The sequence below is a fragment of the Neorhizobium sp. R1-B genome, assembly GCF_004368875.1.
In the GTDB taxonomy this organism is placed as follows: domain Bacteria; phylum Pseudomonadota; class Alphaproteobacteria; order Rhizobiales; family Rhizobiaceae; genus Neorhizobium; species Neorhizobium huautlense.
Window position 1 is genome coordinate 178,823 of record NZ_SOEM01000011.1, and the last position, 12,084, is coordinate 190,906.

The window sequence follows — 12,084 nt, forward strand, 5'->3', positions numbered from 1 at the left end:
ATCATTCGCGTCCGCGGGAAGCAGTGCGGGCGGATTTTTGGCTTGTCGGCCGGATGAATCCCCGCGGAATTCAACGAGGGGAGAAAAGCGCAGCCTTAAAATCTTCATCGCCGTTCGAAGGCACGGTGCTGGAGTTGGGCTTTGCTTTTTGTCGGATCAGACCGTTCACGGAGAGCACGATGACAGCCATGTCCGCAGACCGCACTATGATCAAGATAGCGATGTCGGCACCCTATCTTGCACGAGATGAAGAGCGAGATCTGGCGGTACGGTGGAAGGACGATCAAGACCAGAACGCTCGCAACCGGATCGCGCTTGCTCATATGCGGCTCGTAATCGCCATGGCTTCCAAGTTCCGCGGCTTTGGATTGCCGATGAGCGACCTCGTACAGGAAGGTTATGTAGGGCTGCTCGAGGCTGCGGCAAGGTTTGAACCGGAACGTGATGTACGTTTTTCCACCTATGCTAGCTGGTGGATCCGCGCTTCCATGCAAGATTATATCCTGCGCAATTGGTCCATCGTTCGCGGCGGCACCAGTTCGGCGCAGAAGGCCTTGTTCTTCAATCTTCGTCGGTTGCGTGCGAAGCTTGCCCGTGGGGATTCCAATCTGACGGCGCGCGCCATCCACGAGGAAATTGCCGTAGCTCTCGGGGTTAGTGTCGCGGATGTTCAGACCATGGATGCCCGCCTTTCCGGCAATGACGCTTCGCTACAGGCTCCGTCCATCGCCGGCGACGCCGACAGCGGCGAACGGCTGGACATGCTTGCCAGTGCCGAGCCGCTGCCCGATGAACAGGTTTCCGGAATGATAGACGGCGAACGGCGCCTGAAATGGCTTCAGGGTGCACTTACCAAGCTCAATGATCGCGAAAAGAAGATCATCCGGGCACGCCGCCTCACGGATGAAGGTGCGACGCTGGAAGCGCTCGGTGCCGAACTCGGCATTTCCAAAGAGCGCGTACGTCAGATCGAGAGTCGCGCGATCGAAAAACTCAAGATGGCGCTGGTTTCAGCCAACCCGCAAATGGCCGCTGTCTGCTGATATTCGGCGGGCTATTCGGAAATGATCTTCAGCTTCTGGCCTGGCGACAGAGTGGCGCCGGCCGATAGCGCGTTGATCAGCTTAAAAAGATCGAGTTTCCGGTCGGTTCCCATCATGCGGGCGGCGAGAGAAGCCACCGTGTCGCCTTGAGCGGCAGTCACGATCCGGACCCGCAGAGGTTTCAATGTTGCGGTCTCCTCCGGCGTCATTCGCCTGAACGTGCTGCGCAGCAGATCGGCCGTGGTCTGCAGTGAAGCGCTGTTCTTCGGCACCGCGGTGAGAAAGCGAAATATCTGCTCGCCCACCCGGACGACCGTAACGTCAAAGTCCCAGCGGTCGGCTGAAGCGCGAGCGGTTGCCGCGGGCAATCCATTGACCTGGATTTCCCGCACCGTCTCGGGCTGCAGCCCCGCCACCCAACCGCTCGTCAGGTAATTGGTCAGGCTGTTGTTATCGCCGGCGGCGACCCCATCGAACCGGATTGCCGTTTCACCCGGCCCGGTCGCCAGTACCGCTTCCACTTTGTTGTCGATACGGAAGTCGGGTGGCACGTCGAAACGGATGCCGAGCCCACCATGCAGGAAGGTCTGGCCGCGCACATAACCTTCCTGTGGGCTGTCCCCGTAGAGAAGGCCGTCGATGCCGGCGAGATAATAGTCGCGGCCCTTGTCGCCGACTGTGCCCTCCTGGCCGAAATTGCGCGCATGGCGGCGCGCAAGATCGACACGCTGCGTGGAATTGGGATGACTTGACAGAAAGTCCAGGCTTTGGTCGCTGTCAGGGTCGACGGATGAATACCTGGCATAAGCTGCCATGGAATCCAGAAAACGCGCCGCCGCATAGGGGTCATATCCTGCCTCGCCTAGCATTCGCACGCCAATCACGTCAGCCTGCAGCTCCTGCTGGCGGGAAAATGCTGCAAGCCTGAGCTTGCCGCGGGCAAGCGCCTGCTTGCCGGCAAGATCGCTCGAAAGGACCTCGGCGACAACGCGGCTGGCGATCACTTCCGCCTCCTCGCGCCGTTGCCGTTCGATACCGTGGTTAGCGGTCACATGCCCCATTTCGTGGGAGAGGACCGCTGCGACTTCCGAAGCGTCATTTGCCAGGGCGAGAAGCCCGCGGGTCACATAGAGATAGCCGCCGGGCAGCGCGAAGGCGTTGATCGCCGGCGAATTCAGGATAGTGATGCGGAAAGACTGGTTGGGATTTTCCGAGACAGCGGTCAGGGCGCCGGCTATCCGGGCGACCAGCCGTTCGGTCTTGGCATCGCGATATTCTCCGCCATAGCTCGCGACGATGCGGGGATGCTCCCGCGCTCCCATTTGCGCTCGGGGATCGTTCTTCTGGACTTCATCGACGATCTGCGGCGAGTCGGAAGGAGAGACGTTCGGAGTATAGGCCTGCTCGAAGATGGACTGACAGCCGGCCAGCAGGGTTCCCCCGAGCAGCAAGGCGCCCGCAGTCCGAAAGCCCAGCATGAAGCGAGCCCTTGGCAAGACCATCGAACCAGCCGTATCGCGCCTCATCGTCCTCGTTTCACGCACCGTCATTTCCAAGGTCTGCCATCCGGCTTTAGGATGGCTCTCTCGAACCAAAGCGAGTTTGTTCTCCATGTTCGCTTAGCGATTTTCGCACCACATGCACAGACATTATTGAGATATGTCTTATCGGCGTGTTTGCAAAGAAAATCCCCACAGCCAGTTCGCGATGCCATTGCGCCACGTCCAAATTGTGGCGGCAAATGTAACGGAGCTTTTGCAAGAGTCTCCGGGCGTGATCGGTCAAAAAGGTCGATAGACACTCCTTCAAGAGAGCCGGGAGCGATCAGCTCGAAAGAAATTCGAGGAGTGACGGGATGTCGCGACGGCCCAGAAATTCCTCTGCCGGTGCCTCCAGCGTGATCTGTCCCTGCTCAATAAATAGGGCGTGATCGGCCAAGCGGTTCAGTTCTTTCGGATCATGGGTGACGATCAGCACGGTATTGCCCGTCTCCCGATGCAGGTCGAGCAGAAGGCCCGCCATCGAGATGCGAAGACCCGGATCGAGCGCAGCAAACGGTTCGTCCATCAGCAGTACGGGCTTGTTGCGCACCAAGGCGCGCGCAAAGGCGGCTCTCTGTCTCTCGCCCCCGGAAAGCGTGCCTGGCATGCGTTTTTCGTATCCGCCTAACCCCACACGTTCCAACGCCTGCGAAATTGCCTTTCGGTGTTCGGGCGAAAGGGTCAGCGAAGGACTGATGCCGAGACCGATATTGGTGAAGAGGTTCAAATGAGCGAAAAGATTGTGGTCCTGGAAAACCAGCGAAACCGGTCGTTCGGACGGATGTTTTTCCGTCACGTCCTCTCCAGCGACGAAGACGCGGCCCATGTCGGGAACTTCGAAACCCGCAATGATATTGAGAAAAGTGGATTTGCCCGACCCTGATGGCCCAGTAATGGCTGTCACCGCGCCGGAGGGAAGAGCGCAATCAAACCGGAAATCCGTGGTGCCGAGCCTCAATTCGACATTCTCCAGCTTGATGCCGTCAGCCATTCTCCGCCCCTCTCCGGCCGGTCGTTCCCAATATGGTCAGCAGCAGGCAAATGATGCCCAGCATAAGCGCCAGGCCATCGGCGTCATTGGTCCGGTAGCTGGATAGCCGGCTGTAAACGAGCCAGGGCAACGTGACGAGATCGTTGGAACCGAATAAAGCCACGGCCCCGAGATCACCGAGCGACAGTGCCATGGCGAAGGAAAGTGCCGTCGCCAGGGGCTTTAAAAGCACAGGGAGGTCGATATGCCAAAGCCGCGAAGGACCGGAGAGGCCGAGACTTGCGGAAAGCCTGGCTGTCCGCTGACGATGGGTCTCGATGGCCGGCTCCAGCACCCGCATCACAAAAGGCAGCGCCATCAGCATGTTGATCACCGCGACCAGCAGAGGGGCAAAGCGACCAACATCCCCAAGGGGTCGTAGCACCAGGAACCAACCGGTGCCGAGGACGACCGGCGGCACCAGCAAAACAAGCGAGGACGTGCCCGCAAGCATTGCAGTGAAGCCCCGAGCGCTCGCCGCGGGCTTTTTCATGTCTGCCACCGCTTCCCTTCCTGCGATTATGGCGAGCGCGGTCACAATCGTCAGCATTCCGGCACTCAAAGCGATGGAGAAGCTCGTCCAGGCGGCGGTAAGAAAGGCGGCGCTCGATGCGAGGTTCCAGAGATTTGCTCTAAGCCCGGCGGCAAGGATCGAAGCCAGTGGCATGATCAGGAATACCGTGGCAGCAAGTATGGCAAATGAATCCCAAAGACGTACAGACAACGCCTGACCGTCGAAGCGGCGGCTTGTACGGCCCGAGGCTGCACCCGGGTCATCCGGCGTCGGCAATAATGCCATGCCGAGCAGAATAACGCCTGTTATGACGATTTGCAGCAGCGCCAGGGCGACCGCCCGCGGCGGGTCGAAATCGAAACGCAGCGATTGGTAGATCGCCACTTCGAGCGTGGTCGCTGCCGGTCCGCCGCCCAGCAGCAGCACCAGCGTAAAGCTCGTGGCACACAGCATGAAGACGAGCGCGCCGATGCCTGGGATGACGTTTTTAACGGCGGGCCATTCCACAAACCGGAAGACCGAGAGCGGTTTCATGCCGAGGCTTGCGGATAGAAGCCAGTATTCCGCCGGCTGGCGCTCCAGTGCCGCGAGCAACAGCCTCGTGGCGAGCGGCAGGTTGAAGAAGACATGTGCGAGCAGGATTCCGGAAAGACCGTAGATGCTGATGGGCTGGTCTAGGCCGAGCGTCAACAGCAGGCCGTTGATCAGGCCCTGACGCCCCCATATACCGATCAACCCTAGCGCGCCGATCAAAACCGGCAGCCCCATCGGCAGCGCCAGGAGGCGGACGATCCAGGTTCGGCAGGGAAAGTCGGGCCGGCGGGCAAGAGCGAGTGCCACGGGAAGTGCAAGCCCTACGGAAAGCAATGTCGACAGCATCGCCTGCCAAAGCGTAAAGCGCAGGATTCGCCATGTGTAGGCCGTAAAGAGCCGGGATTGGGCGCCGTCGGCATCCCAGGAAAGCAATGCAACAACGGCAATGGCGACGAAGAGGGCGATAGAGGCGAAGCTCATAAGACCCCAGGCGATGCCCCTTCTTCGCTCTCCCCGCGTCAGCAACATGATCTTCTTAATTCATGCTCATGGCAGTCAGCCACTCGTCTATCCAGGCTTGGCGGTTCCTGGCGACCTCGTCCGATCCCATGAGGAAGGTCTTCTGCGGCTGGACCAGCTTGTTAAAGGCGTCCGGCAGAGCGCCGGATATCTTCGCGGCGGGCATCATCCAATTGGTGGTGGGAATGATATCCTGGAAGGCAGGCGAGACCATGAACTTCAGGAACTCTTTCGCCAGTTCTTTTTCCGAAGCGCCCTTCAGGATGCCGGCCACCTCGATCTGGATGTAGTGGCCTTCGGCAAAGGACGCTGCTTGATAACGTTCGGTCTTTTCCTCGACCATGTGATAGGCGGGAGAGGTCGTGTATGAAAACACCATCGGGACTTCGCCTTTGGTGAACAAGCCGTAGGCTTCGGACCAGCCGGGCGCTACCGTCAGAATGCGGTTCTTGAGCTTTGCCCAGGCCTCCGGGGCCTTATCGCCATAGACAGACTTTACCCAGAGGAGGAGGCCGAGACCAGGTGTCGAGGTGCGAGGGTCTTCAATCGCAATCTTCTGCGATGGGTCTCCATCAACAAGCTCCCGAAGGCTTTTCGGCGGGTTCTTCATCGCCTCCGTATCGTAGACGACTGCGAAGTGGCCATAGTCATAGGGGACGAAGGTGTCATCGCTGTAGCTGCCAGGTACTTTGACCGCCGCAAGATCAAGGCCATGCGCGTCGAAAAGCCCCGTAACCTTGGCTTCGGAAACGAGATTGGTGTCGAGACCAAGTGCGAGATCCGCATCAGTATCCTGGCCTTCCAGCTTGAGGCGTGTGAGCAGCGCCACGCCATCCGCCACGCCGACAAATTTCACATTGCAGGCACACGTCTTCTCGAAAGCCTCCTTGACCTTGGGGCCAGGGCCCCAGTCGGAAAGGAAGCTCTCGTAGGTATAGACGGTCAGCGTTTTGTCTTGAGCGTGCGCGACAGTGTAAAGGGACAGCGCCGCCGCGGCCGCGAACATCGACAGAATGATATTGCGCATCAGCGCCTCCTCTTCAAAAGTTTGGGGAATAGGCGCTGGCAACAAGCCGTCTAATCCCTCCGCCGGTGCTAACCGGATCAGGTTCCGCGGGTTGGCAATGCCTCTCAGCCACATGAAATCGTGTGGCACCCCGTTAGAGCGGAGAAAGATTTAACGGTAGGAAGTTCCGCTGGCAAGGGGCCGGTTCAGGCCCGCCCTTGCCGAAAAACCTTGAGTTCACGCGGCACTTTCGCGGAACGGCCGAGGCGGTTTGCCACAGCATAGTCAATCGACTGCTCGACCACATGGGGGAGCACCGGTTTTGTCAGAACACCCAGAGGCCCCCTCACACCGTCAACGTCTTCCGGATTCCCGGTCATATAAATGACGGTGACCCCGTAACGTTCAGCGAGCATGCGACCGATATCCGGCCCGGTCCGCCCATCAGCGAGATTGACGTCGACAATGGCGATATCCGCCTCCGGTGCCAATTCGAGAGCATTCCGGCGGCCATGCGCAAATCCTGCGACCTCCAGTCCCATATGTTCAACCGTTTCGGCAATGTCGAGGGCGATCAGGAACTCGTCTTCGACAATCAGTACGCGTTGACTTGGCGCCTCGCGGGCCAGCCGACCACTCTCAACATTTGTCAGCATGAATGTCCCCAATTCGGTTCTCACTATGCCGGCACGTGAGGTGCGTCCCGGCGCTGATTGCCTTTCGAACGCCAGAGGAGGGAGATTGTTCCGGGCCGGTACATGCTTTTCTTGCCTAACTATTTGTTAAGCATAACAAATTATTAAATTATCCCTCGAGCTCCTCCCGGAGCATTTCGAGCTCCAGCCATTCCTCTTCCATCTTTGTCAGGTTTTCCCGAAGTTTTTCCATTTCAGCTGCGAGCTTGTTGAAAGCGGCAGGGTCTTTGGTGAAGAGAGCAGGATCTGCCATCTTCTTCTCCCGTGCGGCGATATCCGCTTCAGTCTTCGCCATCTCCTTCGGCAGATTTTCGAGCGCGAATTTCTGCTTGTAGGAAAGCTTGCCTTTGCCCTTCGGCGCTTCTACGGAAGCGTTCAATTCGGCCTTCGGCTTTTCAGCCTTTTCGGCCCTGCGCCTTTCCTCCAAAGCGCCTTTGCGCTGTGCCAGCATGTCGGTGTAGCCGCCTGCATATTCGATCCAGCGCCCATCCGGTGCGTCGGGATTGGCCGGCGCGATGGTCGAGGTCACAGTGCGATCCAGGAAATCGCGGTCGTGGCTGACGAGGATGACGGTACCGTTGTAGCTTGCCACGATCTCCTGGAGCAGGTCGAGCGTCTCGATATCGAGATCATTGGTCGGTTCGTCAAGGATCAGCAGGTTCGATGGCTTTGCCATGATACGGGCGAGTATCAGGCGGGCGCGTTCTCCGCCGGACAGGTTCTTGATCGGTGTCCTGATTTGCTCCGGCTGAAACAAGAAATCTTTCATGTAACCGGCGACGTGGCGCTGTTCCCCATTGACGAGCAGGGTTTCGCCACGGCCGTCCGTCAGATAGTGGGACAGCGTCTCTTCAGGGTCCAGGTCCTCGCGTTTCTGGTCGACTGTCGCAATTTCCAGATTGGTACCGAACTTCACGGTTCCGCTATCGGGTGAAAGTTGGCCGGTCAACATCTTCAGAAGTGTCGTCTTTCCAGCACCGTTCGGGCCGACCAGGCCGATCCGATCGCCCCGATGCACGCGGATCGAGAACGGTGCTACGATAGGCCGATCATAAGCTTTGGTAATGTTCTCGGCCTCGATCACCAATTTGCCGGACTCCCGGCCCTCGGTGATTTTTGCCTGCACGGTACCTTGCGGGCCTTTGTGACCGCGATAATTCGAACGCATGGTCTGCAATTCGCCGAGCCGGCGCATATTGCGCTTGCGGCGCGCTGTCACGCCGTAGCGCAGCCAGTGCTCCTCGCGTTCGATGGCTTTTCCGAGCTTGTGCTGCTCCAGTTCTTCCGCTTCCAGCACTTCATCACGCCAAGCTTCGAAATGAGCAAATCCCCTGTCGAGCCGCCGGGAGGTGCCGCGGTCGAGCCAAACGGTGGCGGTTGACACCTTTTCCAGGAACCGCCGGTCGTGGGAGATCAGAACCAGCGCGCTTCTCGTCTTGCGCAGCTCCTCTTCAAGCCATTCGATCGTTGGCAAGTCGAGATGGTTGGTCGGCTCGTCCAGCATCAGGATATCCGGTTCCGGCGCCATGACGCGCGCAAGCGCTGCGCGGCGGGATTCCCCCCCCGAAAGGTTTTTCGGATCCTCCTGGCCCGTCAATCCCAGATGTTCGAGCAGATAGGTGACGCGGTAAGGATCGTCGCCGGGACCAAGACCGGCCTCCGCATAAGCCTGCACCGTCTTGAAATCCGCGAAATCGGGGGCCTGCTCAAGATAGCGGATGGTTGCGGCGGGGTGACGGAAGACCTCACCGGATTGGGGCTCGACCATTCCAGCGGCGATCTTCATCAGCGTCGACTTCCCCGAGCCGTTGCGGCCGACGAGGCAGATCCGGTCGCCCGGTTCCACTTGCAATCCCGCGCCGGCAAGCAGCGGTGCGCCGCCGAAGCTCAGGAAGATGTCGTCCAGTTTCAAAATTGGGGGCGCCAAAAGTCAGGCTCCTGTCATGTCATAGGGGCGGGCGAGTATCATGCCCTTGCCGCTTCTTAGATGGAATTCGACGCGCCCTTCTGCAACGTTCGAAACCGTGCGCGAAGAACCGAATGGAAGTGAGAAATTTACCAGCGGATACCGAGCTCCGATGATATCGAGCCCCTCCAGGGCAGAAAAACCGATGACGGAAAACAACGAGCCTTTTGGAAGATCGAGGCTGATCCTGCCTGGCAAAAGAGGTACGGCTTCTTCTTCGCCGGAGGTCAGAACGATATCGACGCCGCGCTCGGCGAGACTCATTGCATGTAACAGGTGCTGGAGGGCATGGTCGCTCCGCTCGCCGCCGAGCGCACCGACGAAAACTAGCCGTGTGGCTCCGCGGTCGACCGCCTCGGCCGTGGCGATTTCGCCGTCGGTCTCGTTTTTTTCCGGGGGATAGGTCTTCTGTTTGATACCCGGCCATTGCCTTGCAAGCTCGGCATCGGTGGAGTCGAAGTCGCCAACCCACAATTCGGGTTCCACGCCAAGTATCGCCGCGTGCCGCATACCGCTATCTGCCGCGATGAAGCGGCTGTCTGCGAGCGCCTTTTTCAAGCGGTCGGTGACGGTGAGGTTTCCGCCGAGCAGGATGGCAAAGGTTGAATGGGTCATGCCCACTGCCCATAGCGTAAACGGGGCACGAAGGGAAAGTCGCCACAAGCTTGTCTCGCTAATTTCGAGCGCTTTGCGCCGGATCTCGCGGCCAGAACGCTCCTTGCGGGAAGTGAGGTAGATTTTGCTACCATTGACGCGGGGCTTAGCAAGGATTATTTGAAAGCTCATAATTCCGTGGTGATTTGGCCGGCCGGCTTGCAGCCACGTTAAAAAAGTCGCTAAAGGGCCGCGAGAAGATGTCTTCCCACGGGCCGGTTGCGATTTTTCGCCGCCGGCTTTGTTTTTGTTGGGTTGAGCCATGCCGATCAAGATTCCCGATACGCTGCCCGCGTTCAGTACCCTCGTTGAAGAGGGTGTGCGAGTGATGACTGAAACCGCGGCGGTGCGGCAGGACATCCGTCCGCTTCAGATCGGGCTCCTGAACCTCATGCCGAACAAGATCAAGACCGAGCTGCAAATGGCGCGCCTCGTCGGTGCGACGCCCCTGCAAGTCGAGTTTTCACTGGTGCGCGTCGGCAACCACAGGGCCAAGAATACCTCCGAGGATCATCTGCTTGCCTTCTACGAGACCTGGGAAGAGGTGAAACACCGCAAATTCGACGGTTTCGTCATCACCGGGGCGCCGATTGAAACGCTGCCGTTCGAAGAGGTCACCTATTGGGATGAGATGGAGAAGATCCTCGACTGGACGACCACCAATGTCCATTCGACCATGAATGTCTGCTGGGGGGCGATGGCCGCCATCTATCACTTCCATCGCGTTCCGAAATACGAATTGAAAGAGAAGGCGTTCGGAGTTTACCGCCACCGCAATCTCTGCCCGTCGTCCGTCTATCTCAACGGATTTTCCGACGATTTCCAGGTTCCGGTATCGCGCTGGACGGAGGTTCGACGGGAAGACATCGAGAAGGTGCCGGATCTCGAAATCCTGATGGAATCCGAGGAGATGGGCATTTGCCTGGTGCATGAGAAGGCCGGCAGACGGCTCTACATGTTCAATCACGTCGAATATGATTCCACCTCGCTGGCGGACGAATATTTCCGGGATGTGAACGCCGGCATCCCGATCAAGCTGCCGCATAACTACTTCCCGCATAACGACGACACGCTGACACCCTTGAACCGCTGGCGCAGCCACGCGCATCTCCTGTTCGGCAACTGGATCAATGAGATCTACCAGACGACGCCCTACGATATGGAGAAGATCGGCGCGCAATAAGCTTGGATCCGATGACGGCGGATAATTTTGTTCGCAACGACGTTGCGGCTGCCGGACAAATCGCGCAGTTTGCACGCCGACAATTCGGAGGAGCAGGCCGTGGCGGATCAAGCGAAGCAGGGTTTCGAGGTTTTCGGGCAGACGGAGAAGGGCGAGGCGGTCTACCGCCTCAAGATTTCCGGCGGTGGGCTGACGGCGCATGTCATCACTTGGGGGGCAGTCATCCAGGATCTGCGGCTCGACGGACATCAACCGCCGCTTGTATTGGGTTTCGAGCGCTTCGAAGACTATCTCGCACACTCGCCCTATTTCGGCGCGACCCCCGGCAGGTGTTCCAACCGCATCGGCGGCGGCCGTTTCTCCTTGGACGGTAGGCAATATCAGCTTGAACTCAACGAACGCGGCGTTACGCACCTGCATGGCGGTACGGATGGCATCGGCCGCAGCAATTGGACGATCGTTGATTGCACGCCCGACAAGGTGGTGCTGCGCATCACCGATCCGGATGGCCGTGCCGGTTACCCCGGAAACTGCACCATCACCGCCACCTATCAGCTCAACGCTGACGGCGTATTGTCGGTCATCTACGAATCGACGGCCGATCAACCGACACTCGCCAATATCTGCCAGCATTCCTATTTCAATCTTGATGGCCGTGACGACGCCCTCGGCCATGACATCATGATCGCGGCCGACCATGTGCTTGCTCTCGACGACAGGCAGGTGCCGACTGGCGAGATTTTAGCCGTTGCCGGCACCCCTTTCGATCTGCGGGAAATGGGGCCGATGAAACGCTTCGGCGGCGGCGATCAGGTCCTTTTCGATCACAATTTCTGCCTGTCGCATGAACGCACAGCCAAACGACCCGTGGCATTGGTGCGCAGCATCTATTCCGGCCTTGCGATGGAAGTGCGCACGACCGAACCTGGGTTGCAGTTCTATGCGGCCTTTAAGCTGCAGAAGCTTCCGGTGACCGGACTTGACGGGCGGCAATACGGCCCCTTCGCAGGCTTCTGCCTCGAAACCCAGGTCTGGCCCGATTCGATCAACCATGCCAGATTCCCCAATGCCGTCCTGCGCCCCGGTGAGGTCTTGCGGCAGGAGACCGACTACGTCTTTTCAAAGCACTAAGCGGGAAGCATGAGGACGTGCGGCTTGATCTTGTAGGCCGCGCGACTGGCCGCCTGCGCCATGTCGTGGTCTCTCGACTCGTATGGCATCTAAGCCGAATAAATCATTGCCCGCCGAGGCTGCGTTTATTGGGGATTTCGTAGTGCCCGACCTGAGAGATAGGTGACGTTTCGTACCGGAGATGGGGTATTCGGCTTTCGCCTCATCTTCCACGGTGATGCAGGAGGTGCTGCGCTTCGAGCTGATGATAAAACGTGGTCTGTCCAAA

At 58.8% G+C, this 12,084-nt stretch carries 10 protein-coding genes and 2 riboswitches; of the genes, 3 read left to right on the top strand and 7 right to left on the bottom strand.

The genetic code is table 11. The annotated features are described in order from the left end of the window. The first annotated feature begins 179 nt into the window (after positions 1 to 179). Positions 180 to 1,043, top strand: coding sequence for an RNA polymerase factor sigma-32 (locus tag EDE05_RS16635; RefSeq protein ID WP_105384511.1), 864 nt, complete (start codon positions 180 to 182; stop codon positions 1,041 to 1,043). Positions 1,044 to 1,054: 11 nt separating this feature from the next. Here EDE05_RS16635 and EDE05_RS16640 read toward each other — a convergent pair whose 3' ends face one another. From EDE05_RS16640 to EDE05_RS16670, 7 genes are all read right to left on the bottom strand, one after another. Then, positions 1,055 to 2,521, bottom strand: a complete 1,467-nt coding sequence (locus EDE05_RS16640) for a M48 family metalloprotease (protein ID WP_245423015.1) — start codon at positions 2,519 to 2,521, stop codon at positions 1,055 to 1,057. A 346-nt stretch (positions 2,522 to 2,867) separates the two neighbouring features. Further along, entirely contained in the window at positions 2,868 to 3,575 is a 708-nt protein-coding gene (locus EDE05_RS16645) for an ATP-binding cassette domain-containing protein (protein ID WP_132411357.1), read from the bottom strand. Next, entirely contained in the window at positions 3,568 to 5,190 is a 1,623-nt protein-coding gene (thiP, locus tag EDE05_RS16650) for a thiamine/thiamine pyrophosphate ABC transporter permease ThiP (RefSeq protein ID WP_134101960.1), read from the bottom strand. The genes EDE05_RS16645 and thiP overlap by 8 nt, the downstream gene beginning before the upstream one ends. Before the next feature lie 7 nt (positions 5,191 to 5,197). Further along, positions 5,198 to 6,208, bottom strand: coding sequence for a thiamine ABC transporter substrate binding subunit (thiB, locus tag EDE05_RS16655; protein ID WP_132411361.1), 1,011 nt, complete (start codon positions 6,206 to 6,208; stop codon positions 5,198 to 5,200). 37 nt (positions 6,209 to 6,245) lie between these two features. Continuing rightward, positions 6,246 to 6,351: riboswitch (TPP riboswitch) on the bottom strand. 42 nt (positions 6,352 to 6,393) lie between these two features. Further along, positions 6,394 to 6,843, bottom strand: coding sequence for a response regulator (locus EDE05_RS16660; RefSeq protein WP_132411363.1), 450 nt, complete (start codon positions 6,841 to 6,843; stop codon positions 6,394 to 6,396). A gap of 148 nt (positions 6,844 to 6,991) precedes the next feature. Continuing rightward, complete coding sequence (locus EDE05_RS16665) at positions 6,992 to 8,809, bottom strand: ABC-F family ATP-binding cassette domain-containing protein (RefSeq protein WP_132411365.1); 1,818 nt, start codon at positions 8,807 to 8,809, stop codon at positions 6,992 to 6,994. Positions 8,810 to 8,812: 3 nt separating this feature from the next. Next, the gene (locus EDE05_RS16670; protein ID WP_132411367.1) at positions 8,813 to 9,463 is read right to left on the bottom strand and encodes a thiamine diphosphokinase; all 651 of its coding nucleotides are present in this window, start codon (positions 9,461 to 9,463) and stop codon (positions 8,813 to 8,815) included. 167 nt (positions 9,464 to 9,630) lie between these two features. Then, positions 9,631 to 9,708, top strand: a riboswitch (SAM riboswitch). A 56-nt stretch (positions 9,709 to 9,764) separates the two neighbouring features. Between EDE05_RS16670 and metA the strand changes: the two genes are divergently transcribed. Both metA and EDE05_RS16680 read left to right on the top strand, forming a co-directional pair. Then, positions 9,765 to 10,685 (top strand): homoserine O-succinyltransferase, encoded by a 921-nt coding sequence (gene metA / locus EDE05_RS16675; RefSeq protein WP_105374667.1) that lies wholly within the window; start codon positions 9,765 to 9,767, stop codon positions 10,683 to 10,685. Between the two features lie 99 nt (positions 10,686 to 10,784). After that, the gene (locus EDE05_RS16680) at positions 10,785 to 11,816 is read left to right on the top strand and encodes an aldose epimerase family protein (RefSeq protein ID WP_132411369.1); all 1,032 of its coding nucleotides are present in this window, start codon (positions 10,785 to 10,787) and stop codon (positions 11,814 to 11,816) included. The last annotated feature ends 268 nt before the right edge of the window (positions 11,817 to 12,084 follow it).